The organism is Paenibacillus rubinfantis, from assembly GCF_001486505.1.
GTDB lineage: Bacteria > Bacillota > Bacilli > Paenibacillales > Paenibacillaceae > Fontibacillus > Fontibacillus rubinfantis.
Window position 1 is genome coordinate 497,057 of sequence record NZ_LN909063.1, and the last position, 24,776, is coordinate 521,832.

Genomic DNA, 24,776 nt, shown 5'->3' on the forward strand with positions numbered 1-24,776 from the left:
TAAAAATAGGCACTAGCTCCTTCCATTTTATATTATATCCAATATATTCCTGTGACAAGCTTAATCTATTTTGAGGCGATCCGCCCGTTCGGTAAAGGTCTCACCCGAATCGACATGGCCCTGATTGATGGACTCCCACAAATATAGCGAAGCGATCGAGCCATAGGAGGGCCAGCCCGCAGCGGCTTGCTGCAAATACTTGCGGTCGGCCCGCTCCTCCATGTCGTATACCCATTTTGCCGCCCGCTGCAGACCGGCATCGCCGTATGACACGACATGCTCCCGGCCCAGGGCGAAGATCAGGAACATCTCCGCCGACCAACGGCCGATGCCTTTGACGGAAATCAGCTTCGCGATGACTTCCTCATCGGTAAGCTCCTGCAGCCGGTCGAGGTCCAGCTGTCCGGACAATACCTTGTCGCTTAAATCCTTCAGGTAAGCGACCTTGGAAGTGGACAGCCCGGCGGCCCGCAGGTCGGCGTCGCTTTGGGCCAAGAGGGCGGCCGGGGCGAGCTCCCCGGCCAACTCGATCACCCGGCCGCGAATGGTAGAGGCGGCCTTGACCGAAATCTGCTGGCTGATGATGGAGCGGGCCAGCTCGGTGAACAAGGGGCCTTGCGGTTTGGTCGCAAGGCTTCCAATCAGGGCGATCAGCCGGCTCATCCGGGGATCGGCGCTGGCCAGTGCCTGAACCCGAGGCTCATTCGGGTGCAGCTCGAATACGGGTTTCCCGAGTTTCATGGGACAACCTCCTTTAGTTTGGATGCTCCTCCAGCAGGGTGACGTACTGCTGGAGGAGTTCGTCGGCGCGGAGCTGCAGGGCGTCACGCCGCTCCTGCAGCTCCGCGAGCCGCGCGGCGTCACAGGCCACCTCCGGTGCCTGCATCGCCGCGAACGTGCCGGGAAGCAAACGAGTACATAAGGGCTTCCCCGAACTGAAAGAAAAAAAAGGCGGACAACGCGTTACTCACAACCCTCCCGAATACCGCTAGGCCGGTCTTTAACACCCACTGAATTTTATAAAAGACAAGGGGGGAGCTCCGCCCGGTAATCCTCGTACCCGCCGAGGGTGACGGTCAGGCGGCCGCCCGCCAGCGCCCACACCTGCCCCGCTACTTTATTAATGAAGTAGCGGTCATGGGACACCGCGAGCAGCGTGCCCGGGTAGTCCTCGAGCGCCTCCTCCAGCGCTTCGCGCGAATCGATGTCGAGGTGGTTGGTCGGCTCGTCAAGCACTAGCAGGTTCGGCTTCCGGTGCATCAGCACCGCCAGCCGAAGCCGCGTCCACTCGCCGCCCGACAGGCTGCTCACCTTCTTGAACACGTCGGCGCCGTAGAACAGGAAGCGGGCCAGCTGCCCGCGGGCTTCGCCCGCTTCGAGTCCGATCTCGTCGCGGAAATACTGCAGGACCGTCTCGTTATGATCGGCTGGGGCGGCCTGCTGGGCCAAGTAGCCCGGTTCGATCCGCGAGCCGAGCCGGACTTCCCCTTCCTGCGGCGGCTCGTGGCCCAGGATATTTTTGAGCAGGGTGCTCTTGCCGGCACCGTTGTCGCCGATCAGCACGGCTGCCTCACCATAGCGCAGCGTATGGGTCAGGCTGCGGTACAAGAGGCGCCCGCCGCGAGCATCGCCCACCTCTTTCAAGACGATGGCGTCCTTGCCGGAGCGATCCGTGTGGTCGAGCTCCAAACCGATGCGTTTACGTTCCAGTATCGGCCTTTTGAGCTTGACCATACGATCCAGCGCCTTCTGCATCGAAGCCGCCCGCCGGTGAAAGCCGGGATTCGGCGGGTTGGAACGGTTGCCCCATTCGATCAGCTGCTTAATGGTCTCCTGCATCTTCTTAATCTTCTTCTGTTGCTCCTCGTAATCGGCGAACTGCTGCAGCAACCGGCGTTCCTTTTCTTCCTTGTAATAGCTGTAGTTGCCGTGGTACGTGAACGCTTCTCCGTCCTCCAGCTCAATGATTCTGCCAACAACGGCATCCAAGAAATATCGGTCATGGGAGATGATCACGCAGGTTCCCGAGAAGGCGCGGACATATCCCTCAAGCCACTCCGTCGCCGCCATGTCCAGATGGTTGGTGGGTTCGTCGAGCAGCAACAGGTCCGGCTCCCGCAGCAAAATCACCGCCAAACCTACCTTTGTTTTTTCACCCCCGGACAACGAGGCGAACGGGCGGATGAATTGCTCCTCCGGAATGCCGAGACCGTCGGTAACCCTCGCGATTGATGCTTCAATTTCGTAGCCGCCGCCGCGCTCGAACGCCTCCTGCAGTCGGCCATATTGCCGAAGCAGCGCATCCAGCGTGTCCGCCTCGTTGGTTCCTGCCATTTCCGCTTCCAGCCGCCGCATCTCCGCCTCATGGCTACGCAAATCCGCGAAGGCCGCAAGCAGCACATCATAGACCGTTTCTTCCCGGATATAGTCGGGGATTTGCGCCAGGTTGCCGATTCGGGCGCTTTTGGGTATCGCGAGTTGCCCTTGGTCCGGCCGCTCGATACCGGCCAGCAGCTTCATCAGAGTGGACTTGCCTGCGCCGTTGCGGCCGATCAGCCCAACCGTCTCGCCCGGCTTAATTTCAAAGGTGACATCGCTCAGCACCAATTCGGCACCGTAATACTTCTGTATATTTTGACCCTGGATCATCATGGTTTCGTTCTCCTTTAGTCCCATGCCAATCCTACAAAAAAAGAAGGCAGCAGGAAATCCTGCTGCCTTCAAAGCTCACGCGTAAGTGAGGTTAAGGTAGGAGCGGCATTTCGCAAATTGGTTTGGATATCGAGTTTCCGAAAAAGGACAGACTTCTCCCGTTGTCGGCTGCTGCATGAACATTGCCAAACATTGCCATCGGCAGTTGGCTCACTCGACTCCACGCAAATTTGCGATCCACTCTACCCACCTCCTTCACGAAATAATTACGACAATTATATGCGTTAATTTCTGGGAAATCAAGTGTTGCTCTATTGAGCATACTAAAGGAACAAAAAAACATTTGACGATCCATGGCGATCTGTGTAATATTCAATTAAACCTAGTGATTTTATAGGGAATTAAAAACAATTAGATAGACGGGGGATGGATTCAATGAAAAAATGGAGTTTACTGCTGTTGACGCTGGTGCTGACTGTACTGGTTGCAGCTTGCGGCAACAATAATTCAAATAATCAGGCGACGGGCAATGCAGGCGCTGACCAAGGAAGTGCTGGGAATGCAGCCAACGAGCAGCCGGCGGAGTCCAATTTGCTAGAATCCGTGAAAGCCAGCGGCAAGCTGCGGATTGGGACGGAAGGCACGTACGCACCGTTTACGTTCCATGATAAGGACGGCAAGCTGACCGGCTTCGACGTGGAGATCGCAGAAGAGGTTGCGAAGCGCCTGGGCGTGGAGGCTGAATTTATCGAGACGCCGTGGGACGGCATTTTTGCCGGACTGGATGCCAAGCGGTTTGACGCGGTATTCAACGAAGTGACGATCCGCGATGACCGCAAGGAGAAATACGACTTCTCGGATTCTTATATCGTATCTCGTGCGGTGCTGATCGTGCCGGAAGACAACGAGGACATCAAGGTCTTCGCGGACCTGAAAGGCAAGAAAGCCGGACAATCGCTGACTAGCAACCTGACGGATATCGCTAAGGAGAACGGGGCGGAAATCGTTGCGACGGAAGGCTTTAACCAGGCGATCGACCTGTTATTGTCCAAACGGATTGACGCGACGGTCAACGACGGTTTGTCCTTCCTGGATTTGAAGAAGCAAAGACCGGACGTGAAGCTGAAGGTCGTAGACGAAATGCCGGATGCGGCGGAGAGCGCAGCTTTGTTTAACAAAGGCAACGAAGAGCTGGTACAAGCGGTGAACGAGGCGCTGTCGGCAATGAAGTCCGACGGGACCTACTTGAAAATCTCGGAGAAATATTTCGGGGAAGACGTATCGAAATAAGCACTTCAACTATCGGAGGCGGCCCGGGAGGGCCGCTTCCTTCGGAAAAGGATGCTTGAGCGATGGATGAACGCATTTGGAATATTATCGTGGACTCTTTTCTGCCCCTGCTAAAAGCGGGGGTGGCTTTTACAGTTCCATTGACCTTAATCTCATTTGCGCTGGGGCTGGCGGTGGCGGTTCTGACCGCCCTTGCGCGGTTATCGAGCATCGGGCCACTGCGGCAGCTCGCCAGATTCTACGTATGGATCATTCGCGGGACGCCGCTGCTGGTGCAGCTTTTTATTATCTTTTACGGCCTTCCGTCCATCGGGATTATTCTGGATCCGTTCCCGGCGGCGGTTATCGGTTTTACGCTCAGCGTTGGCGCGTATGGCTCGGAAATCGTGCGTGCGGCGATTCTGTCGATTCACGAAGGTCAATGGGAAGCGGCTTATTCGTTGGGCATGACCCGGCTGCAGGCGCTGCGGCGCATCATCCTGCCGCAGGCTTCGCGGGTTTCAGTGCCGCCGTTAGCCAACTCCTTTATCAGTCTGGTTAAGGATACCTCGCTGGCCGCTACCGTGACGTATACCGAGATGTTCCGTACCGCCCAACAAATCACGTCAACGACCTATGAACCGTTGATTGTTTATACCGAGGCAGGCCTGATTTATCTATTCTTCAGCACCATCCTATCGGCGCTGCAAAATCGACTGGAGAAGCGGCTAGACCGCTTCACCGCCCGATAAGGAGGATTGGCATTCATGATACGAGTTCACAATCTGCATAAATCGTTTGGCACACAAGAAGTGTTAAAAGGGGTGGATCTTGAGGTTGAGCAAGGCCGAGTGATGGTGATCATCGGGCCTTCCGGCTCGGGGAAGACCACCCTGCTGCGCTGCTTAAACTTGCTGGAGACCCCAACGAGTGGAACGCTCCGGATTCGCGATGTTCAGCTGGAATTTAGGGATGGGCGAAAGCCGAAGCCAAGCGAAGTGCTGGCTCTGCGCAAAAAGACCGGTATGGTGTTTCAGGCGTATTATTTATTCCCGCATATGACGGCGCTTCAGAACGTGATGGAAGCCCAGGTCCAGGTGTTGAAAAAGAGCAAGACCGACGCGCGACAAATTGCTTTGGAGCTGTTGAATAAGGTGGGGCTTGGCGACCGGGCCGATTTCTATCCGCATCAGCTGTCAGGCGGGCAACAACAGCGGGTCGGGATTGCGCGGGCCATGGCCATGAGCCCGGACGTGTTGCTCTTTGACGAGCCCACCTCGGCGCTGGATCCCGAGTTGGTCGGCGAGGTGCTGAAGGTGATGAAGGAGATCGCCCTCGAGGGGCGGACGATGGTTGTCGTTACCCATGAGATGAAGTTCGCGGCCGAGGTGGCCGATCGGGTGGTGCTTATGGACGAAGGGAAGATCATCGAATCAGGGACGCCGGACCAGGTGCTGAATCATCCGTCCAGCGAGCGGGCCCGGTCGTTCCTGAACCGGATTACGCAACGGGAAATCGAATAAATCAAGAGGGGCCGGAGTTCACAAGAACTCCGGCCCCTCTTATGGTATTAGCGAATGCGAATGTTACCGGAAGTCGCCCGGACCTTGATCAGATCCTGCGTTTGTCGCGGCGAATCCGGCGCGGTAGTGCTTCCGCTAGCCGTATGCAGGTCATAGTAACCCTTGAACTCGGCATCGGTCGACAACGTTGCATTGCCGGAGCCTACGTAAATGTCCAGGTTATCAGAGCGTTGATCGGCCAAGGTAATATTCCCTGAGGTGGACTTAAAGCTTCCGTCGCCCGTAAACTGTTCAAACCGGATATTCCCGGAGCTAACCATAGCTTGGACGGTCCCTTTGACCTGTTTGGCGGTGATGTTGCCGGAGGTCGATTTCGCGATCAAGTCGCCTTGTAGCGTATTGATGCGGATGCCGCCTGAAGTCAGCTGGATCTCCGTATTCCCCTGAATATTCTCGGCCGTAATATTTCCAGACGTAGAAGTTAATTTTAATTGTTCCGCGCTGGCATTCTCCACACGAAGATTCCCTGAGTCGATGGCCAAATCGATATCTCCGGCACGAAGACCGCGGAACGTCCCGTTGCTGGAACTGGACTTGTAAGCGATGCGGTTCAGTGCCCCCTTGTCGCTAAGTGCGACAGTGATTTGCTGCTTGGTGGACTGAAAGCTCACCGAGAAGAAGGACCAATCGAACTCCTCCTGCAGGTCCAGCGTTAGCGTATCTCCCGACATCTTCGTCGCTTTCAGCGTGTCGATCGTTTTCCGATTCATTTTCCCGTTGATTTCCACGTAGTTCGTCCCATCCGGACTGTCGATCAATTCCAGTTCAACGTCATAGTTGCTGTCAACGAGCAGTTGCTTCAAGGCGCCTTGCTCAAACGTCCATTTCTGCTGATGGGCGGGCAACTGATCGCCGAAATCATAATGCTGGTAGGCCATGCCGGCGAACCCCGCCAATATTAGCAGGATCCCAATAAACGACCATTTTTTCGTATTCATGCTTGGTGACCCCCTTTTGCCATCCGGACATTCCAGCGCAAGTAAGCAACGCTCAGCCGGAGCATTCCTTTATATGCATATCGCGTGACGACGGCGAGCAGAATGCCCATTCCGACGGCAGCAACCGAAGCGAATATCTTTGCCGTGAAAATTTCCCCATGCCACAAATACTCCAGACCAAGGAGCAGGGGACTTAGGATTCCGGCGGCAGCACTAACAGCTAGGCTGAAGACAACCGACCAGAGGGAGATCAACGGCGGGATGATGACAATGTTAAGAAAGAACAGGCCGATGTAAACCATCACGCTGGCAAAACTGTTGCGCCGTCGCATGTCGCCTTCGCTCCCGTAAACTCCTGCAGCAGCAGAGGGGGCCGGAGCGTCCGGCACCGGAGCGGGCTCCGCGCCGCCAAACCAGTACACATGCTCCCGAGGCACATAGCGGTTACCGATCGCCTCCTTGGCCAGCTCCGCCGGATCGCCCAGCTCCAGAACGATATCTTCCTCCGTTCGTCCGCTCTCCAGCCCAAATGCGAAGTGGGCTTCATAATCCTCAAGCAATTCGTTTTGCTCCTCCGGTGGGAGAACCGACAAATGGGCCCGGAGATTCGCCAAAAACTCGCTTTTATTCATAAACGGCTTCCTTTCTCGATTAATGTCGAAACATTGTGCACGAACTGCTTCCACTCAACGACAAGTTTCTGGGTGTACGCTTCGCCTTCGGGTGTTAATTTGTAGTATTTGCGCGGGGGACCGCCCGTGGATTCCTGCAGGTAGGTCGTGCAATAACCTTCGTTGACCAGTCGGCGCAGCAGGGGATACAGGGCCCCTTCGGCCACCTCGATGTGCTTCGATACCGACTGAGCCAGCTCGTAGCCGTAGCGGTCGCGGCCTTGGATCAACACCAGCACGCATAGCTCCAAGGCGCCTTTTTTAAACTGGATGCTGATATCCAAACATGCTTCGCCTCGTTTCTTCTGGAATGGGGTACATTCTCACTAGTACTGAACATTAATTAGTATCAATGAAAGCATCATATCACACAGTACTGATCAAAGCAAGGTAGTGAATGAAAAAAGGCATCTGTTCCAGCTTGCTTCCTCGGGTTTAAGGAAAAAGGTTGGACAGATGCGCTTAAATAACTTGCTCAACTTGGCGCTTGCTCGGGTTGGCGACGAAGACGAGGAAGCGACTCGGTGGCCGGTCCTTCGATCACTTCGCCCTTGTAATCGAATCTGGACCCGTGGCATGGGCAGTCCCACGAGCGCTCGGCTTCGTTCCATTTGACCTCACAGCCCATATGGGTGCAGGTCGTATCCACCAGATAGAGCAGGCCGTCCTCGTCGCGGTAAGCTCCGGCGCGTTTGCCTTGGTGCTTCACCACACCACCTTGGCCGGGGACCAGATCCTCCGGTTTTAGATGGACGAGTTCAATTTTGCCGGTCACGAACTCCTTAGCTACGTCCGCGTTCTGCGTCACGAAATGCTTGATCGAAGGGTCCGCTTTAAACCGGGAAGGCGTAAACAGCTCGGTATAGCGGTTTTCCTTCTCCAGGATGAGATCGCGGATCATCATCGCGGACAACGCGCTGGTCGTCATCCCCCACTTGTAGAACCCTGTAGCAAGGTAGATATTCGGATGGTTTGACGTAATCCGGCCGATATAAGGAACTCCGTCGAGGGTGACTAGGTCCTGGGCCGACCAGCGGAACGGAATCGATCGGATCCCCAGCACGTTCCGTCCGAATTTCTCCAGGGTTTCGTAAGACTGAATTGTGCAGTCGTTTTTGCCGGTTTTATGCGACTCGCCGCCGACAAGGACCACCTGTTTCCCGTTCAGTTCTGCCGAACGGAGAGAGCGCGTTGGGGAACCGCTGTTAATATACATCCCTCCGGGGTATTCCTTCTCCGGCTCGATCGCAACGACATACGAACGTTCGGCATGCAGCCGGGTGAAAAACAATCCCCTTCCGTCAAAAAACGGATAATGGGAGGCGGATACCGCGTGGCGGCATACGATATGGCGGCCATCTTCCGTGGTTAGGCGAAGCCGTCCGTCCGGCTCCGGTTCGGCGGCATCCTGCAGCGTCGTTTTCTCGTAGGCGGCGCCTCCGTGAGATGTAACATAGGCCAGCAATTCGGTCACGAAGTGAAGCGGGTGGAATTGGGCCTGATTTTTCATCAAAATGGCTCCTTTGGCTTGCAGCGGCAAATCGAGGGAGTCCCGCCACTCCGCAGGAAGCCCCAATCGCTCATAAGCTCGCCACTCGGCCTCCAGCTTGTGGAGTTGCTCATCCGAATCGGCATACAGATAAGCATCCTCCGGTTGGAACTGGCACTCGATTTTGCGTTCCTTTACCGTCTCAGCGATCCAACGCAGCGCTTCTTCATTGGCTTCAAAATATAACTTTGCGCCTTCCTCGCCAAAATGGTTCATCAGCTTGTCGTAAATCAGCCCATGTTGAGCGGTGATTTTAGCCGTCGTATACCCGGTCGTGCCGTCCAAGATGGTACCCGCCTCCAGGATCGTGACCTTCACTCCGGCTTGCGCCAACAAATAAGCGGTGGTGATTCCGGTAATCCCGGCGCCCACCACGGCGACTTCTGTCTCCATGTCCTCGTTCAACTTGCCAAAGTTCGGCAACGATGTCGTTTGACGCCACATCGATTCCGGAAACCTTGGAAGTCCGCCGGACATAAAGGGGTTGTCCTCCATTTTAGGCTTCCTCCTGTCCTATTTTTTTCCTTAAACTAGGGAGCCGTGTCAGATACATTATTTCCCGCTCCAGACCAGAAAAACCACAAGATTGTCGTTTGCGGTGATGTCGATTCATGTCGCATGAAAAAGGCAAGAAAAGCAAATAATGGGGACAAGAACTGCAGAACAGGAGTTGCTGACATGCTGCGCCAATCATCCCGAGGCCGCTCTGACCGGCAGAAGAAGAGCAATGGACAACCACAGATGACTGGCGATTTGCAGCAAATGCTGGAGCGCATCGTCGCGGAATCCGGTCATAGTCCCGATATCGTGATTCGCCATCTCAAACTCGGCGGCCCCGTTCCGGCTCCCGTCAAGGCGGCGATCGTTTACCTGAATGCGCTCAGCAACCAGCAAATGATCAATAATTTCGTCATTAAGCCCTTAATCGGGCTGGATCCCGATAAGGTCAACAAGTATCCTCCCGACCGCCTGATGAAATATATCCTCGAGGATGCCTTAAGCCTGGGAGAGACCTCCGTCGTGAAGGAATGGAACGATATCATGATGGCGGTTCTATCGGGGGACACCGTGCTGCTAGTCGAGGGCAGCGACCAAGGGATCGTCTCCGGTACAGCGGGCGGGGAATGGAGGGCGGTCAACGAGCCAACCTCGCAATTGGTGGTGCGCGGGCCCAAAGACAGCTTCGTGGAATCGATCGCGACCAACATCTCGCTGATTCGGCGGCGCATTAAATCCCCCGATCTATGGCTGGAATCGATGAAAATCGGCTCTGTGACCCACACCCATGTCGCGATGATGTATATGAAAGGCAGTGCGGATCCGGAACTGGTAGCGGAGATCCGCCGCCGACTCAAAGGGATCCAAATCGACGGCGTTTTGGAGTCCGCCTATATCGAGGAGTTTATTCAGGACAAGACGATTACCCCTTTTCCAACAGTCTATAATACGGAACGGCCCGATGTGGCCGCCGGGAACCTGCTGGAAGGGCGAGTGGTGGTCCTCGTTGACGGTACGCCGTACACGCTGATTCTGCCGACGGTATTTGCCCAATTCTTGCAATCGCCGGAGGATTACGCCCAACGCTTTGACATCAGCATTCTGATGCGCATCATCCGTTATATCTGCTTTGTCATCTTGCTGTTGGGTCCGGCGGTCTATGTGGCACTGACCACCTTCCATTATGAAATGATTCCCACGCTGCTGTTGGTCAGCTTAATGGCGCAGCGCGAGGGGGTACCGTTTCCTGCGTTTGTGGAGGCTATAATTATGGAGGTTGTTTTTGAGATTTTACGCGAGGCAGGGGTGCGAATGCCGCGGGCGATCGGTCAAACCGTCTCGATCGTTGGCGCGTTGATCCTGGGGCAGGCGGTTGTCGAAGCGGGGATCATCACGCCGATCATGGTCATCGTTGTGGCGCTGACGGGAATCGCGAGCTTTGCCTTACCCTCGTATAACCTATCGATCGCCGGCAGGTTGTTTCGATTCTACTTTTTGTTTCTAGCCGGGTTGTTTGGCTTTTATGGGATCACGCTGGGGTTGATCATGTTGATTGCGCATATGAACAGTATTCGTTCCTTTGGTGTTCCTTATCTGTCCCCGTTTAGCCCGTTCGTGCCACAGGCTCAAAAGGATGCGATCCTGCGGTTACCGATCTGGATGCACGGCTGGAAACCGCTGATGTCCTCAAGCCAACGGGATATGAGGAAAACAGGGGAAATCGAACCGATGGGTGCCGGTCCATCGGCACAGGGGCAGTCCGTCGAGGGGCAGGAGGGCCAAGAGCAAAGCGGCGGGGGCAAATCCGGTCAGGGAAAGAAGGCGGAACCCAATGAAGAAAGTTAAGGGGATGTTGCTGCTGGCGATGCTATGCGCCATCCTGCCCCTGTCCGGCTGCTGGGATGCGGAAGAATTAAACCGGCGGGCTGTCGTTTCCGGAATCGGAATCGATCTGTCCCCGGACAAGAAGGATTACCTGGTGTCCTTTCAAGTCATTATTGCCGACGAGATTTCCGGGAAAAGCGGGAGGGGAGCTACCCCGACGATGGTTTACTCCGCTCGGGGGCGGTCAATTATAGAGGCGATCCGCAAAGCTTCGCTTTTGGTCCCGCGGCTGATGTCGACGGCCCATGTACGGATCGTGGTCATGTCCGAGGAACTGGCCCGGCAAGGGATTTCCGATATCCTTGATTTTTTGGATCGCGATTCGGATATTCGGCTTACGGCCAGAATCTATGTAGCAAAAAATGGGGTTAAGGCTCACGATATCTTGGCTGGGCTATCCGCCATGGGCAAAATTTCAGCTTATACGTTGGCCCAAAAAACCGAAATGACCTCTCAGGAGTTCGGCGCCAACTATCCTGTGGAAGTGGATGACTTGATTCGGGATATCCTTGTCCCTAATTCGGGACCGATTATTAACGGTGTTGAGATTTTGGGGAGCGTCGAGGAGGTTCGGAAGAAAAGCAACCTGGAAAAGACGGACAACCTTGGGCTTGTTCGCATGTCCAATATGGCTTTGTTTAAAGGGGATCGGCTGAAGGGGTGGCTAAATGAGGAGGAAAGCTTAGGGCTGATCTGGATCAAAGGCATCCTCGACAAGACGTCTATCGTGATCACACCGGACGATCTGGGAGAACTCTCGCTGGACGTGCGTAGAAGCAAAACCTCGACACAGGTGGTGCTCAAAGATCCGGAGCATCCCGTTGTCGTCGTGAAGGTGACGGCCCAGCTGTCGGTTCGAGAAATGAACAGCACCATCGACTTGCGTGACCCGAAAGCTTTAAATGAGCTGGAGGTTTACGTCAACGAGGAAATTCTCAAACGGATGAAGTCGTCTGTTAAGAAGGCGCAGTCCCTGAACTGCGACATCTTTGGTTTCGGACAAACGCTGGAACGCCAGCATCCAAAGGCATGGAAGCATTTAAAAGGGAAATGGCCCGACCTTTTTCCCAAGCTGGAGGTCGAGTATCACGTGGACTCGATTATCCGCAACTCCCAAATGAGAGACCGTTCCTTCAAATACGATATGAAAAAGGAATAGGAGGCTAGATCCGCATGGAAACGACAAAGCTCAGTCCGCTGCAATTTTTCTCCCTGCTTGTCTTGTTTCAGCTTGGGACCGCCCTGGTTGTCAATTTGGGAATGGAGGCGGGCAAGGATGCCTGGATCGCCGTTCTGTCCGGGATGGTGATCGGGGCGGTGCTCTACCTGGGCTACGCCTTCCTCTACAATACCTTCCCGGATAAGCTGCCTAGCCAATACAGTCGGATTCTGTACGGCAAATATGTCGGCGGGGCGATCGGCTTCGCCTATACAGCATTTTTTATGAATAAAGCCACCCGCGATTTAATGGACGGGGGGTTGCTCGTTCTTGCCTCGACCCTGAAGGAAACTCCGCTGTTCATTACGAACATGATGATGATGCTGACGATCGTTTACGTGCTGCACAAAGGGATCGAGGTGCTGGCTCGAACGGCATTTATCCTTCTCTGGGTTGTGGTCCTGATCGGAATCATTATTTTGCTGCTGGTGGTGTTCTCCGGTATCATGGACTTCACCCGGCTATTGCCGGTGCTGAGCCATGGATTTCAGCCGGTGCTCACATCCGTCTATCGCCAAAATTATCAATTTCCGTTTGGGGAAATCATCTGCTTCACCGCGCTCATGCCGTATTTGAACAATCAGAAAGCGGGGACTCGGGCTGGTTTGATGTCCGTATTGCTATCCGGCCTCATTTTATCGGCAGCGATGGCGATTACGATTTCGGTGCTTGGTGCGGAGATTGCCGAACGTTCGATTTTTCCGTTATTAACGATGGTCGGAAAAGCTTCTATCGCTGATTTTATTCAACGGATGGACATCTTGGTGGTGATGGTGCTGATCATCGGCGACTTTTTTAAAATATCGGTCTACTTCTATGCGGCCGTGATCAGCGTCTCTGACCTCATGAACATCCCCTATCGGAAAATTCTGTACCCGCTGGCTTTGATCGTGCTCTTCTCTTCCCTCACCATCGCCCGAAACTATAGTGAACATGTAAAAAAAGGCGGACAGGTGCTGTATATGATGGATCCTCTATTTTACGTTGTTCTGCCCGCCGCCCTGATTGTTGCCGCCTTGATTTACCGATTGCGCTCCCGTCGGCAGGCCGGAGCCTGATTCATCAAGAGCCGTGGAGGAATCTGTATCGGTCGTGGTTGACAGAGCCCCCCCATGAGAGGCCTGCCCTTTACCGGAGTTTTGCCCGTTCCCCTTCGATTTGTGGCTTAGGAGATGCAGAAGATCCGGTGCTACCAGCAACAGAACCAGGAGATAAGCCGCAATCTGTTCGGAGGGATCAGTCAGTGAATAATTCCAGTTAATCATGAAATTATTCCAAGGGAGCCCGATCAGCAAATCCACCCCAACGTTATACCCGATGGCGAGCGCGGCGATGAAGAGGGTAATCAGATATTTTTGGATCAGCAAAGGAATCGCCTCCTTGCTATATTATGGGGGAAAGGCGGATGGAACATGCAGGGAATCGGGATGCCAAGGAATTGACGGATAATAAAATAAGACTTATACTAATTCTAAAAACAACTGCAGGGATTGATGATAGATGAAATCTTTAAATTTGACGACGCAACGTCAAGCGGTTTACGATGTCGTTCGCAATGCTAACGATCATCCGACGGCGGCGGAAGTGATGAACCGCCTGGTGGAACAAGGATACAACTTCGCTTACGGCACGGTCTACAATTCGCTGCGGTATTTGACCGATAAGGAGCTGATTCGCGAATTGAAGCTGGGCGAGGCGGCCAGCCGATATGACGCGAAGCTGGATGATCACCAGCATATCTTATGCGAGGTTTGCGGACGGGTGGATGAGGTGATGTCTCATGTGCCTGAGGAGTGGAACCGGACTGTAGCGAAGGAAACGGGCTACGATGTCCATCATGCTCATGTCGTATTCGGGGGGGTGTGTCCAACTTGTCAGCAGAAGAAGTGATCCGAGAAGGGGTTTCCGGGACAACCGTGCCTTTTCGCCGGCCGCCCGGCGTAGAAGTTGCCGAGCACGAGGAGCTGGAAGCAGGAAGGATCGCCTGTCCGGTGACGCAGCGGGTGATTCTGATCAGTCCATTCCCCAGCGATGTTCATGAACTGGTACGCGACTTGTCGGAGAGCTGTTTTGACGTCCTCGTGTTCCACCATTTGGAGCAAGGCATTCGCAACGCTCTGGCCGCGGACTTGCTGATCTTTGATCTGACCTCCTACCGGGAAGGCGAGGAGACGGCGGCGATTCGTTCGCTGGTGGGACAGGAAACTGGCGGAACGCCTTCGCTCCTGCTTGTGAAGGAATCCATGTTGGGCCAGCTGGATCACGGCCTGATGAATCAAGAACTCTTGGTTTGGCCGGCTCGGCCAATGGAGATTGTTTACCATGCGCAACGAATTATCCGGAACAGCGGGCCTCGGCCATTGTCATCCCGGTTGCTCGCCGGCACTTCACCAGCCATCTTCAAAGATTTATGGATCGACCGCAAGAAGATGGCGGTGTACCGGAGCGGCGTCAAAATTGAACTGACCAAAACGGAATACGAGCTGCTGATCAAGCTTTTGGAGCAGGAAGGAACCGTGTTGTCTCGGGAAGAGTTGTTATCCGAGGTATGGGGGACTTCGTTCCTGGGCGGCAGCAATGTCGTTGATGTTCATATTAAGAGTCTGCGCAAGAAGTTGGGGGACAACGCGGCCAACCCAACATACATTACCACCGTTCGCGGTGTGGGGTATCGGCTGGCCGATTAATCCGTGCCCTAACCTGAAGGAAAACCGTTTGTCTATACGACAAACGGTTTTTTGCATCTATATTCAATTCTTGGAGGACCGAGTATAATTTAGGCTATAAACCTATTATTATATGAAAAGAAGGAAGGGTCTGCTATGAAAAAGCGCGTAAGGCTAACCCTGATCGTGACTACGGTAATTGTGGCGTTGATCCCCTGCATTCTAGAAGGGGCACTGAAGGGTGAAGTCGGACCAACCTGGTACCTGATGACGGGCATATCCATGGGGATAGGGGGCTTGGCAGCCTGGGTATTGATTCGGATGTTCGCCGTCCCGCTGGACCGCATCACGGAAACGACTCGCCAAATCCGTGAAGGGGATTTGACTCAACGGGTTGACGGCTTAAACCGACCGGATGAAATCGGTGCGTTGGCGAGCCAGATTCAGCGGATGGCGGACGAGCTTCGAGGCATGATCGTGAGTGTTCGGGATACAACGAACCAGGTCGTCACCTCATCCAAGCAGCTGACGGCCGGAACGGAACAAACGACCCAAACACTTGAGCAAGTGACGACAGCCATCCAGGAGATCGCAGCGGGCAGCGAACGTCAGCATGCGGAGCTTGAAGCCGGAGCCGATAGTATGGGCGAGGTGTCCCAACATGCGAGCATCATGGCGGAGCAAATGGATACCGTTAGCGAAACGATGGAGAAAACGACGGTTGCTGCCGAGGAAGGGAACTCTTCCGTGTTGAGCGTCGTTGAGAAAATGGAACGCATTCAGCAAACGGTGGATGAGCTGGGAGAGGTGATCCAGACGTTGGGTGAGCATACCGCGAATATCGGAGGGATCGTCGAAGTCATTACAGGCATCGCCCAGCAAACCAATCTACTGGCGTTAAATGCCTCGATCGAAGCGGCACGGGCCGGCGAGGAAGGCCGGGGGTTTGCGGTGGTAGCGTCGGAGGTGCGCAAGCTGGCGGAGGGATCCGAGCAATCCGCGAAGCAGATTGCCGAATTGATCAGCAGCGTGCAGGCCGAGGTCGAGCGGGCGGTCGTTTCTATGGAGGACGCCAAGCAAGGTGTGCATGAAGGAATTCTCGCCGTCGATACTTCCGGCCGTTCCTTCTCACGGATTCGCAAGGCGGTGCGCAGCGCCGCTGAGAAGATGGAGGGGATCGTGGCGAGTGCGAAGGGGATGACCCACGGGACTGAACTCGTTATGAATTCCATTAAGGAAAATCAACGGTTATCCGAAGAACTTGTCAGCCAAACGCAGACGGTATCCGCGGCAGCCGAAGAACAGCTCGCTTCGATTGAGCAGATCGCGACCTCCGCAGCCGATTTTTCCCGGATGGCCGAGCAAATGAAAGCCATCGTGGACAAGTTTCAAGTGGACCGGAACTAACTTCATACCTGAGTTCTCTTCAGCTCTCCGGCTTGACGCCGGGGAGCTTATTTTGTCTACATAGATTTTCCAAAATGGTACATTCTACATCATATCAACCATGAAGTGGCAGAGCGGCAAGGAGTGTTCCCATGAAGACCAAAGAACGAAAAGAAGAGAACAAAATTAGCCGTGATCTGGCGGAGAACGTCAAGCAAGTAAAAAGCGTATTCCAGGACTGCTCCGATGTCGTTTACCGTGAGATCCAATTAACCGAGGAAATCCGCGGTCTGCTTGTGTATATCGAAGGGATCATTAAAGTCGAGGACGTTCAGCAGCACATCCTGCGTCCGTTGATTGAGGGACTGGACCAACAAAAAGAAGTCGGCCAGGACATTTATCCATTATCGTTCACAAGGGTCTCCCTAAGCCAAGCGCAGGCCACTACCGATTGGCCAACGGTGATTAACGGGGTGCTGACGGCAAACGTCGCCATCTTTATGGAAGGCATGGAAGAGGTGCTTCTGTTTAGCGTAAAGGGCGGTTCGCGGCGAAGCGTCCAGGAACCGCAGACCGAAGCGGTGATCCGAGGTCCGCGCGAAGGCTTCACCGAATCACTGCGGATTAATACCGCCTTGGTCCGGTTCAAAATCAAAACAGAGAAGCTGAAGCTAATCGATATGGTCATCGGAAAGATGACCAAGACGGATGTTGCGATGGCTTACATCGACGGTGTAGCCGAGGAAAAGCTGATTAATGATGTGAAGGACCGGCTGGAGAGCATCGATATCGACGGAATCTTGGAGTCCGGCTACATTGAGGAATGGATTGAGGATAACCCGTCCTCCCCGTTTCCGCAGATGCAATACTCCGAGCGGCCCGACTCGGTCGCCGCGCAGCTGTTGGAGGGAAGGATCGCCATTTTTGTGGACGGGACGCCGTTTGTCCTGATCGCACCGGTAACGTTATGGCAACTGCTGCAGGCAAGCGAGGATTATTACGAACGGTTTTTTATCAGCAATATGATCCGCTGGATTCGCATCTTTTTCCTATTCTTGGCCTTGTTTCTGCCCAGCTTGTACATTGCGGTGACGACATTCCACCAGGATATGCTGCCTTCGACCCTCATTTTAAGCATCGCGGCCTCCCGGGAAGCGATTCCGTTCCCCGCTTTGGTGGAGGCCTTCATCATGGAAATTTCCTTTGAAGCGTTGCGGGAAGCCGGCATCCGGCTGCCGAAGACTGTGGGGCAGGCGGTGAGTATCCTGGGCGCACTGGTCATCGGCCAAGCGGCGGTCCAGGCCGGAATCGTCTCCGCGCCGATGGTCATCGTCGTCTCGCTGACCGGGATTGCATCCTTTACCATTCCCCGGTTTAGTCTTGCGGTGACGGTTCGGATGCTGCGTTTTCCGATCATGCTGCTGGCCAGCGCGTTTGGATTGTTTGGCATCGTGATCGGGGCGATTTGGATCGTCGTTCATCTGACGCAGTTGAAATCGTTTGGCGTCCCTTACATGAACGGGGTGGCCCCCTACGACGCAACGGATATGAAGGACATTTTCAGCAGGGTGCCGATGTGGAAGATGAACAAGCGGCCTTCCGACGCAACCCGCGGCAATGTTCGCCGAATCGGCAAAACCCGCCCGATGGGAAGCGACTCCAATGAAGGATGGTGAGCGCTCGTGCAAGCGAAATTAATCCAAGCCCGGGCCCTTGGCGTAGTTCTGCTGCTTCCCCTACTCTTAACGGGCTGTTGGGACCGTATCGAAGTGAACGATGTTGCTTTTGTTCTGGCTTCCGCCACCGACATGGAGCAAGGTGAAATTCGTTCAACCGCTCAAATCGCATTGCCCAGCTCGTTGGGCGGGGCCGGCAGTCAAGGGGGCGGAGGCGGAACCTCGGGCAGCAAAACCTACTTGATGGTTTCCCAAACGGCGCCTTCGCCTTATCAGGCCAATAAGCAGATTCAGGCTAAATTATCCCGGATCATCAACTTCTCACACCGGAGGGTCACGATTATAGGGGAAGAGTTTGCCAGATCGGGAATTGGGGAGGGCATCGACGTTTTGGGTCGGTTTCCGCAAAACCGCTTAACGACCTATGTCGTGCTTAGCCGCGGGCCAGGGTATAAGTTACTGGACGTTGAAGCCCCGATTGAGCAATCGCCTTCGGAAATGATCCGCGAGCTGGCCAAATCGGCCATGCAGGACCCCGTCTCCATCCAAAGCATGACCAATACGCTATTAACTGAAGGGATCGACCTAGCCATCCCGGTCATGTCAACGACGGAAAGTGTTCCTGAAAAAGTTGGGAATGGGCAAAGCCTGGTCAAGCTGGATGGATTGGGCATATTTCACGATGACAAGCTGTCGGGTTATTTAACCGCAGAGCAAACGCCTATGGCGCTGATCGCCATGGGACAGGCACTGAATCCTAAGCTCACGATCGTTATGGGGGACCATCATCCGCAAGAATCGGCGTCGATCGTATTAAACGAAATCCGCCGAAAGCTGCGTCCTCATCTGGAGGAAGGGGAAATCTCATTCGACTTGGAGGTCAAAGCGAACGGTCTGATTTTGGAAAATGTGACTCGCCAGGAGCTCCAGTACACGATGATGATGCCGCTGGAGAAGCACGCCAATGAGTATCTGGCTAAAGAGATGCAGGCAATTATCAACGAAACGCTGCATAAGCATCGATCCGATATTTTTGGGTTGAGCACCGCCTTCAAAAACAAGTACCCTGCCGCATGGAAAAAAATCAAACACCGCTGGCATGACAAGCTGCCGGAAGTTAAGGTTCGAGTTCGTGCGAATATTCATTTGGAGAACAGCGGGGAATTAATGAACTCGTTGGGGATCAGAGAGGAGTATCTCAATCATGACTAGTTCCTACATTACCTTGTTGCTGTTGATCGGTTTTAGCTGTTTCCGGGATCGGGATGCGCTCCGGGAAGGTGGGGCGCTGAGCCGATGGGTATTTTATGCGGTATTCGCTGTTTCCTTCGGGATTCTGATCTATGTTACACGGGCCTCTCGCGTCTTCTATCTGACGGATTGGCTGGGCCGGGTGCTGGGGCCATGGGTGCCGTTTCATCAACTTTGATAACCCAACCGAATCTGGAGGAGTGTGGCCTGTTATGAAAATAACCAAACGGCAAATCATTCTGCTGGGGATCCTGTACATCGGATCCATTTCGTATCTGCAGACGTTTTCTCTGGCAACGCAGGCGGCGCACCAGCATGCTATGTTGAGCTATGTCATAGGCGGGCTGATTAGCATGGTAGCGTTGTGGATGGTCTCGATGACGTTGAAGCGATTTTCCGATCGTAATTTGCTGCAGGCTTTGGCCGGCCGATTTCCTATTTTCGGCAGGTCATTGCTCGTATTTTACCTTTTGTTTCTACTGTTTATTAGCGCGAGAGACATCCGGGTCATCGCGGACTTCACCAATACGGTGCTGCTGAACCGGACACCAATCCCGATTCTCGGATTGATGGTCACCGCGACGGCGGTATACATATGCCAGGGAGGGATTCGGGCTTTTCTGGGCCTCAGCGAAATTTACATCCCGATTTTTCTCGGCGCTACGTTTTTTATCGTTCTGGTATTGGCACGAGATCTGCACCTCAATTACCTGATTCCTTACTTCTCCCCGGATTGGTCCGGCATCATGAAGGGGACGTGGTTCGTTTTCCCGTATCAGGCTGAAATTCTGGCGCTTCCGCTTGTAATCTCCGGGAAATATTATAAAGCTGCGGCGGGTTATATCAGCCTGGCCATCGGCAGTGTCATGATGATCGTGCTGCTGCTGAATTCGCAGATGGTTCTGGGCATTCCGCTGGTCGGAAAATTGATTCATCCCGGTTACGAGATGATCCGCCAAATCCAGATCACCGATTTTATCGACCGTTTCGATTTGCTGCTGATGGCGCTTTGGTATCCGACGGCCTTGGGTAAAATCGCTTTCGATCTCTATGTGCTGTGCTACACCCTGCAAATCGTTGTTCCCAAGCTGTCCGGCCGCCTGATGACGGCTCCCGTCGGCGCGCTTGCATTTGCCTGCTCCGTTTGGTTTTTCAGAAATGCACTGCAGCAATTCCATTTTAACTTCATGTTGCCGTTCATTGCGCTCACCTTTCATCTCGCCCTTCCGATCCTGTTCTTTGCCGTGCTTCGTCCACGCCGAAATAAACCGGAACCCAAGACAGGGTAACTTCCGATCGGCCGAAAAGGCAATTTACTTCGCTCTCTCCGTCGTATAAGCTGAAGGTAGCGAATAGGATCAACCTGGGAGGGATACGATGGCACGGAGACTGGAAGGAAAAAGAATCGCACTAACCGGGCCCCGACGGGCGGAGGAATTGGGCAAGCTGGTGGAGAACATGGGCGGTACTCCAATGTATCGACCAGCACAAGGAACCGTGCTGCTGGACGATCAGGTCTTGCGTAGCGGTATTGTGGATTGGGTGAAGCAGCCGCCAGACTGGTCCATTTTTACGACGGGGATGGGGCTGGATGCGTTGTTTGATATGGCCGAGGAGATGGGCGTTGCCGATCCATTGCGGGAGCATCTTCAAACGGGGAAGATTGCAGCTCGGGGCTACAAGACGGTCAATGCGCTGAAAAAGCGGCAGCTCACGCCAATTGTACGCGATGACGATGGCAGTACCGAGGGGCTCATTCGCGGGCTGGCGGATCATGATCTGCGCGGTGCCAGCGTGATGTTGCAGCTGCATGGGGATCCGGCACCGCGGCTGGTCACTTGGTTGGAGGAGCAAGGGGCGACCTGCCGGCAGCTTCTGCCTTACCGGCATATTGCGCCTCCCGCAGAGGCGTTGGAGCAGCTGTTAAGCGATATCCTCGCCGGGCAGGTTGATGCCGTGACGTTTACAAGCGGACCGCAGGTGCGGTTTCTGATGGAGCATGCGGAGCGACAAGGGCGGCTTGAGGTTTTGATGGACGCGCTGCAGGGGCCGGTATTGGCGGTGGCCGTGGGCAAAGTGACGGCAGCCGGGCTATACGAAGCCGGGGTGCCCCGCGTGCTGGCCCCCAAGGAAGAACGCATGGGCAGCATGATGGTTGAACTGGCCCGTTATTATGCGGGCGAAGCCGAGCTGCTTTTTGCGGCCCCTCGCAGCAAGGATGAATAATGCGCCTAATTGGGTAATGATAAGTGTAGGGTAGGCAATACCAAACCTCGGATGGAAAGGAAGATGGGTAATGAGCGATTTACTGAAAAAAGCGATTTCCCTGGGATGGGGTTTGACGATCACGAGCAAGGAGAAAGTGGAGAGCATCGTAGACGATTTGGTGAAGCGCGGCGAGTTGGCGCCTCCGAATCCAAACAGCTGGTGGAGAAGCTGATTGACCGCGGCGCTGAGGAACAAACCAAGTTCAAGGAGCTGGTGAATGAGCAAGTCCGGGCCGCGCTGCAGAACATGGGCCTAGCCTCGGCCAAAGAGGTGGAGGAATTGACGCGGCGGGTGGCGGAACTGGAGATTAAGCTCGCCGAGATGCAGCAGCCGTAAGCGATGAGCAGCTTTGTCCGACATACCGGCCGTTATCGTGATATCGCCATGGCGCTTGGGCGCCATGGCTTTGGCTATTTGGCCGAAGGAATCGGCCTGACCCGGCTGATCCGCCTGCCGCTGCGCCGATTGCGCAAGGACGAGCCGAGCGCGCGGACTTTGGCGGAGCGCATCCGGCTGGTGCTGGAGGAGTTGGGCCCAACTTTCGTGAAGGTCGGGCAGTTGGCCAGCACGCGGTCGGATTTGCTGCCGGAGGCGATTATTCAGGAGCTCGTGAAGCTGCAGGACCAGGTTCCGCCGTTTCCGGCCGAGGAGGCCCGCGGCATACTGGAGGCGGAGCTGCACCAGCCGCTTGCGGAGCTGCTCCAGAGCTTCGACGAGACACCGCTTGCCGCTGCTTCCATCGGCCAGGTGCACCGCGCCCGCCTGATCTCGGGGGAGCCGGTCGCGATCAAAATCCAACGGCCCGGTATCTCTCCGGTGATTGAGCTGGATCTCGACATTTTGCAGCATCTGACGATGCTGGCGATCAAACGTTGGTCTTGGGTATCCCGGTATCAAATTCCTCAAATGGTCGAGGAATTTTCCCGTTCGATTCGGGCGGAGCTGGATTACAGCTTTGAAGGCCGGAACATGGAGAAGATTCGCCGGCAATTCCAGGCAGACGAGGGGATTTATATCCCCGGGGTCCATTGGCCGTTGACGACGTCCCGCGTGTTGACGATGGATTTTGTGGAGGGGGAGCATCTCAACCGTCTGCTGGCTATTGATGAGTTGGGGTACAACCGCAAGGAGCTGGCGGAGCGGCTGGTGAACGCGCTGCTGCGGCAAATTTTTGAGGGCGGCTTCTTCCATGCCGACCCTCATCCCGGCAACCTGCTGGTGACCCGCAATGGCGAGCTGGCCTTCATCGACTTCGGGATGGTCGGGCGGCTGAGCGGGGAGATGAAGGATCATTTGTCTTCACTGGTGATCGCCTTGATGCGGCGAAGCACCGAGGGGATGGTGCGGGCGATTCTGCGAATGGGCCTTGTCGGTGAAGATGCCGATACGTCCGGGCTGCGGATGGACCTGGAACGGCTCCGCGAACGCTACTACGATATCCCGTTTGCGGAGATTCAGATCGGTCAGGCGCTACAGGACCTGTTCGCGACGGCCCAGAAGCATCAGGTCGTGCTGCCCGCCGACCTCTTACTGCTTGGCAAAGCGCTGCTGACGGTGGAGGGGGTCGCGCTGGCGCTCGACCCGGATTTAAGCATTCTAGACCTGGCTGAGCCCTTTGGGCGTAAGCTGCTGCGGGAGAAATACGCCGCTCGCCGCCTCGGCAAGAGGCTGTTTGACGAAGCTGCCGAGTTGACGGATTCGCTGGTGGATCTCCCGCAGCAGGTGCGTAAGCTGTCGAGTACGCTGGCTCGCGGCAAGCTGAAGATGGATATGAACGTCCCGGAGATGGAACAGTTTCTTCGCAAGCTGGATCAGATCAGCAACCGCTTGTCGTTTAGCATTGTGTTGCTGGCTTTCAGCATCATTATGGTTGGACTTATTATCGGTTCCTCCCTTTCACGGATGCCGACCTTGCTCTGGGACATTCCGGCGATTGAAATCGGCTTTGTCGTCGCGACGCTGATGTTCTTGTGGCTGCTGTTCTCCATCTTCCGGTCGGGAAGGTTCTAAGGTTGTGTTACAATAAGGAAGCTGAAGAAGATGAGGTGAAACCTGTTGACGACTTTTGAAAGTTTAAATGTATCGCCTGTCCTGCTCCGCAAGCTGCAGGGACAAGGCATTGTGAATCCGACGCCGGTTCAGTCGGCGGCGATTCCCGTGCTGCAATCTGGCGAAGATGCCATCGTGCAAGCGCAGACCGGCACGGGCAAAACGCTGGCGTTCCTGCTGCCCATTCTGGAGAAAATCCGTCCGGATCGCCCCGAGGCGCAGGCGTTGATCATAACTCCGACGCGGGAGCTGGCGATTCAAATTACCGCGGAGGCCCGGAAGCTGGCGGAGGCCCGCGAGGGATTATCCGTGTTGGCCGCATACGGCGGCCAGGACGTCGAGCGGCAGCTGCGCAAGCTGAAGAACGGCACACAGCTGGTTATCGGCACGCCGGGCCGGCTGCTCGATCATTTGCGCCGGGGCTCCCTGACGCTGGGGGCCGTTCGCATGCTGGTGCTGGATGAAGCGGATCAAATGCTGCATATGGGCTTCTTAGCCGAGGTAGAGGAGATTATTTCGCTCGTTCCGCGGAGCCGCCAAACGATGCTGTTCTCAGCGACGATGCCGGACAATGTCAAGCGCTTGGCCAAGGCTTATATGGACAAGCCGCGCGACATCCGGATCGCCGAAACCTCGCGCGTGACGCTGGACAGCATCCGGCAGATCCTGGTGGAGTGCACGGACCGCACCAAGCAGAGCGCGCTGATCGAGACGATCCGCAGCCAACGTCCGTACTTGGCGGTGATCTTCTGCCGTACGAAGCGCCGGGCCAGCACGCTTAACGAGGCGCTGCAAGCAGCGGGCTTCCAGTCGGACGAGCTGCACGGCGACCTGTCGCAGGCGAAGCGCGAACAGGTCATGCGCGCGTTCCGCGACGCGAAGCTGGAGCTGCTGGTCGCGACAGACGTAGCGGCGCGTGGGATTGACGTGGAAGGCGTCACCCACGTCTTCAACTACGACATTCCGCACGATGTGGACAGCTACATCCACCGCATCGGGCGGACGGGCCGCGCCGGGGAGAAGGGCGTGGCCGTGACGTTTGCGGCGCAGAAGGATATGGAGGCGCTGCGCCTGATCGAGCGGGGCATCGGCCGCAAGCTGGAGCGGCAGCGTTATGAGAAGAGCGGCGCCGGTTCGGGCGCCGAGAAGCTTGTCGCCGTAGGCCGCACCGGGACGGGCTGTGTCTTATACTCATCTAGTGGTGGATTAAGGGGGCA

At 55.2% G+C, this 24,776-nt stretch carries 23 protein-coding genes and 2 pseudogenes; 18 read left to right on the forward strand and 7 right to left on the reverse strand.

Annotated features, from left to right (window positions below):
• Positions 1-60 precede the first annotated feature (60 nt).
• Positions 61-741 (reverse strand): DNA-3-methyladenine glycosylase family protein, encoded by a 681-nt coding sequence (locus BN3277_RS07350; protein WP_059041603.1) that lies wholly within the window; start codon positions 739-741, stop codon positions 61-63.
• Here BN3277_RS07350 and BN3277_RS25485 point away from each other — a divergent pair.
• Positions 740-922: a hypothetical protein gene (locus BN3277_RS25485; RefSeq protein WP_148500996.1), complete on the forward strand. Its 183-nt coding sequence runs from the start codon at positions 740-742 to the stop codon at positions 920-922. The genes BN3277_RS07350 and BN3277_RS25485 overlap by 2 nt on opposite strands.
• A 95-nt stretch (positions 923-1,017) precedes the next feature.
• On the opposite strand, the gene abc-f is transcribed toward BN3277_RS25485, so the two are convergent.
• On the reverse strand, positions 1,018-2,652 hold the full coding sequence (gene abc-f / locus BN3277_RS07355; protein ID WP_059041604.1) for a ribosomal protection-like ABC-F family protein: 1,635 nt from the start codon (positions 2,650-2,652) through the stop codon (positions 1,018-1,020).
• A gap of 435 nt (positions 2,653-3,087) precedes the next feature.
• On the opposite strand from abc-f, the gene BN3277_RS07360 reads away from it, so the two are divergent.
• From BN3277_RS07360 to BN3277_RS07370, 3 genes are all read left to right on the forward strand, one after another.
• Positions 3,088-3,942 carry an amino acid ABC transporter substrate-binding protein gene (locus BN3277_RS07360; protein WP_059041605.1) on the forward strand — a complete coding sequence of 285 codons (855 nt, stop codon included), beginning with the start codon at positions 3,088-3,090 and terminating at the stop codon, positions 3,940-3,942.
• Positions 3,943-4,004: 62 nt separating this feature from the next.
• The gene (locus BN3277_RS07365; protein ID WP_059041606.1) at positions 4,005-4,673 is read left to right on the forward strand and encodes an amino acid ABC transporter permease; all 669 of its coding nucleotides are present in this window, start codon (positions 4,005-4,007) and stop codon (positions 4,671-4,673) included.
• 15 nt (positions 4,674-4,688) lie between these two features.
• On the forward strand, positions 4,689-5,444 hold the full coding sequence (locus BN3277_RS07370) for an amino acid ABC transporter ATP-binding protein (RefSeq protein WP_059041607.1): 756 nt from the start codon (positions 4,689-4,691) through the stop codon (positions 5,442-5,444).
• Positions 5,445-5,491: 47 nt separating this feature from the next.
• Here the strand turns inward: BN3277_RS07370 and BN3277_RS07375 are convergent, their stop codons facing one another.
• From BN3277_RS07375 to BN3277_RS07390, 4 genes are all read right to left on the reverse strand, one after another.
• Positions 5,492-6,442 (reverse strand): DUF4097 family beta strand repeat-containing protein, encoded by a 951-nt coding sequence (locus BN3277_RS07375; protein ID WP_059041608.1) that lies wholly within the window; start codon positions 6,440-6,442, stop codon positions 5,492-5,494.
• Complete coding sequence (locus tag BN3277_RS07380) at positions 6,439-7,074, reverse strand: HAAS signaling domain-containing protein (protein WP_059041609.1); 636 nt, start codon at positions 7,072-7,074, stop codon at positions 6,439-6,441. Before BN3277_RS07380 ends, BN3277_RS07375 begins: the two co-directional genes overlap by 4 nt.
• Entirely contained in the window at positions 7,071-7,397 is a 327-nt protein-coding gene (locus BN3277_RS07385; protein ID WP_059041610.1) for a PadR family transcriptional regulator, read from the reverse strand. Before BN3277_RS07385 ends, BN3277_RS07380 begins: the two co-directional genes overlap by 4 nt.
• Positions 7,398-7,588: 191 nt before the next feature.
• Positions 7,589-9,157 (reverse strand): FAD-dependent oxidoreductase, encoded by a 1,569-nt coding sequence (locus BN3277_RS07390; RefSeq protein WP_059041611.1) that lies wholly within the window; start codon positions 9,155-9,157, stop codon positions 7,589-7,591.
• A gap of 183 nt (positions 9,158-9,340) precedes the next feature.
• Between BN3277_RS07390 and BN3277_RS07395 the strand changes: the two genes are divergently transcribed.
• The 3 genes from BN3277_RS07395 to BN3277_RS07405 are packed head-to-tail and all read left to right on the forward strand — an operon-like array spanning position 9,341 to position 13,321.
• Positions 9,341-11,005, forward strand: coding sequence for a spore germination protein (locus tag BN3277_RS07395; protein WP_059041612.1), 1,665 nt, complete (start codon positions 9,341-9,343; stop codon positions 11,003-11,005).
• Positions 10,992-12,203, forward strand: a complete 1,212-nt coding sequence (locus BN3277_RS07400) for a Ger(x)C family spore germination protein (RefSeq protein WP_059041613.1) — start codon at positions 10,992-10,994, stop codon at positions 12,201-12,203. The genes BN3277_RS07395 and BN3277_RS07400 overlap by 14 nt, the downstream gene beginning before the upstream one ends.
• Positions 12,204-12,217: 14 nt before the next feature.
• Positions 12,218-13,321 (forward strand): GerAB/ArcD/ProY family transporter, encoded by a 1,104-nt coding sequence (locus BN3277_RS07405; RefSeq protein WP_059041614.1) that lies wholly within the window; start codon positions 12,218-12,220, stop codon positions 13,319-13,321.
• Here the strand turns inward: BN3277_RS07405 and BN3277_RS07410 are convergent.
• Positions 13,238-13,630 carry a YczF family membrane protein gene (locus tag BN3277_RS07410; RefSeq protein WP_059041615.1) on the reverse strand — a complete coding sequence of 131 codons (393 nt, stop codon included), beginning with the start codon at positions 13,628-13,630 and terminating at the stop codon, positions 13,238-13,240. The genes BN3277_RS07405 and BN3277_RS07410 overlap by 84 nt on opposite strands.
• A gap of 133 nt (positions 13,631-13,763) precedes the next feature.
• Here BN3277_RS07410 and BN3277_RS07415 point away from each other — a divergent pair, with 133 nt between their 5' ends.
• From BN3277_RS07415 to BN3277_RS07465, 11 genes and pseudogenes are all read left to right on the forward strand, one after another.
• The gene (locus BN3277_RS07415) at positions 13,764-14,153 is read left to right on the forward strand and encodes a Fur family transcriptional regulator (RefSeq protein WP_059041616.1); all 390 of its coding nucleotides are present in this window, start codon (positions 13,764-13,766) and stop codon (positions 14,151-14,153) included.
• Positions 14,135-14,950, forward strand: coding sequence for a winged helix-turn-helix transcriptional regulator (locus BN3277_RS07420; protein WP_449289969.1), 816 nt, complete (start codon positions 14,135-14,137; stop codon positions 14,948-14,950). The genes BN3277_RS07415 and BN3277_RS07420 overlap by 19 nt, the downstream gene beginning before the upstream one ends.
• Before the next feature lie 135 nt (positions 14,951-15,085).
• Positions 15,086-16,336 (forward strand): methyl-accepting chemotaxis protein, encoded by a 1,251-nt coding sequence (locus BN3277_RS07425; RefSeq protein WP_059041617.1) that lies wholly within the window; start codon positions 15,086-15,088, stop codon positions 16,334-16,336.
• A 131-nt stretch (positions 16,337-16,467) separates the two neighbouring features.
• Positions 16,468-17,991, forward strand: coding sequence for a spore germination protein (locus BN3277_RS07430; protein ID WP_059041618.1), 1,524 nt, complete (start codon positions 16,468-16,470; stop codon positions 17,989-17,991).
• Between the two features lie 6 nt (positions 17,992-17,997).
• Positions 17,998-19,203: a Ger(x)C family spore germination protein gene (locus tag BN3277_RS07435; RefSeq protein ID WP_059041619.1), complete on the forward strand. Its 1,206-nt coding sequence runs from the start codon at positions 17,998-18,000 to the stop codon at positions 19,201-19,203.
• Entirely contained in the window at positions 19,196-19,420 is a 225-nt protein-coding gene (locus tag BN3277_RS07440; protein ID WP_059041620.1) for a hypothetical protein, read from the forward strand. The genes BN3277_RS07435 and BN3277_RS07440 overlap by 8 nt, the downstream gene beginning before the upstream one ends.
• Before the next feature lie 34 nt (positions 19,421-19,454).
• Positions 19,455-20,531, forward strand: a complete 1,077-nt coding sequence (locus BN3277_RS07445; protein ID WP_059041621.1) for a GerAB/ArcD/ProY family transporter — start codon at positions 19,455-19,457, stop codon at positions 20,529-20,531.
• 88 nt (positions 20,532-20,619) lie between these two features.
• On the forward strand, positions 20,620-21,468 hold the full coding sequence (locus BN3277_RS07450) for a uroporphyrinogen-III synthase (RefSeq protein WP_059041622.1): 849 nt from the start codon (positions 20,620-20,622) through the stop codon (positions 21,466-21,468).
• A gap of 70 nt (positions 21,469-21,538) precedes the next feature.
• A pseudogene (locus BN3277_RS07455) lies at positions 21,539-21,846 on the forward strand (phasin family protein).
• Between the two features lie 3 nt (positions 21,847-21,849).
• Positions 21,850-23,520 carry an ABC1 kinase family protein gene (locus BN3277_RS07460; protein ID WP_059041623.1) on the forward strand — a complete coding sequence of 557 codons (1,671 nt, stop codon included), beginning with the start codon at positions 21,850-21,852 and terminating at the stop codon, positions 23,518-23,520.
• Between the two features lie 45 nt (positions 23,521-23,565).
• Positions 23,566-24,726, forward strand: a pseudogene (locus tag BN3277_RS07465) (DEAD/DEAH box helicase); the annotation flags it as partial.
• Positions 24,727-24,776: the final 50 nt, after the last annotated feature.

Coding starts and splice junctions, on each gene's coding strand:
- BN3277_RS25485 (WP_148500996.1), top strand. CDS start 740: ATGGGACAACCTCCTTTAGTTTGGATGCTCCTCCAGCAGGGTGACGTA.
- BN3277_RS07350 (WP_059041603.1), bottom strand. CDS start 741: ATGAAACTCGGGAAACCCGTATTCGAGCTGCACCCGAATGAGCCTCGG.
- abc-f (WP_059041604.1), bottom strand. CDS start 2,652: ATGATGATCCAGGGTCAAAATATACAGAAGTATTACGGTGCCGAATTG.
- BN3277_RS07360 (WP_059041605.1), top strand. CDS start 3,088: ATGAAAAAATGGAGTTTACTGCTGTTGACGCTGGTGCTGACTGTACTG.
- BN3277_RS07365 (WP_059041606.1), top strand. CDS start 4,005: ATGGATGAACGCATTTGGAATATTATCGTGGACTCTTTTCTGCCCCTG.
- BN3277_RS07370 (WP_059041607.1), top strand. CDS start 4,689: ATGATACGAGTTCACAATCTGCATAAATCGTTTGGCACACAAGAAGTG.
- BN3277_RS07375 (WP_059041608.1), bottom strand. CDS start 6,442: ATGAATACGAAAAAATGGTCGTTTATTGGGATCCTGCTAATATTGGCG.
- BN3277_RS07380 (WP_059041609.1), bottom strand. CDS start 7,074: ATGAATAAAAGCGAGTTTTTGGCGAATCTCCGGGCCCATTTGTCGGTT.
- BN3277_RS07390 (WP_059041611.1), bottom strand. CDS start 9,157: ATGGAGGACAACCCCTTTATGTCCGGCGGACTTCCAAGGTTTCCGGAA.
- BN3277_RS07395 (WP_059041612.1), top strand. CDS start 9,341: ATGCTGCGCCAATCATCCCGAGGCCGCTCTGACCGGCAGAAGAAGAGC.
- BN3277_RS07400 (WP_059041613.1), top strand. CDS start 10,992: ATGAAGAAAGTTAAGGGGATGTTGCTGCTGGCGATGCTATGCGCCATC.
- BN3277_RS07405 (WP_059041614.1), top strand. CDS start 12,218: ATGGAAACGACAAAGCTCAGTCCGCTGCAATTTTTCTCCCTGCTTGTC.
- BN3277_RS07415 (WP_059041616.1), top strand. CDS start 13,764: ATGAAATCTTTAAATTTGACGACGCAACGTCAAGCGGTTTACGATGTC.
- BN3277_RS07425 (WP_059041617.1), top strand. CDS start 15,086: ATGAAAAAGCGCGTAAGGCTAACCCTGATCGTGACTACGGTAATTGTG.
- BN3277_RS07430 (WP_059041618.1), top strand. CDS start 16,468: ATGAAGACCAAAGAACGAAAAGAAGAGAACAAAATTAGCCGTGATCTG.
- BN3277_RS07440 (WP_059041620.1), top strand. CDS start 19,196: ATGACTAGTTCCTACATTACCTTGTTGCTGTTGATCGGTTTTAGCTGT.
- BN3277_RS07445 (WP_059041621.1), top strand. CDS start 19,455: ATGAAAATAACCAAACGGCAAATCATTCTGCTGGGGATCCTGTACATC.
- BN3277_RS07450 (WP_059041622.1), top strand. CDS start 20,620: ATGGCACGGAGACTGGAAGGAAAAAGAATCGCACTAACCGGGCCCCGA.
- BN3277_RS07460 (WP_059041623.1), top strand. CDS start 21,850: ATGAGCAGCTTTGTCCGACATACCGGCCGTTATCGTGATATCGCCATG.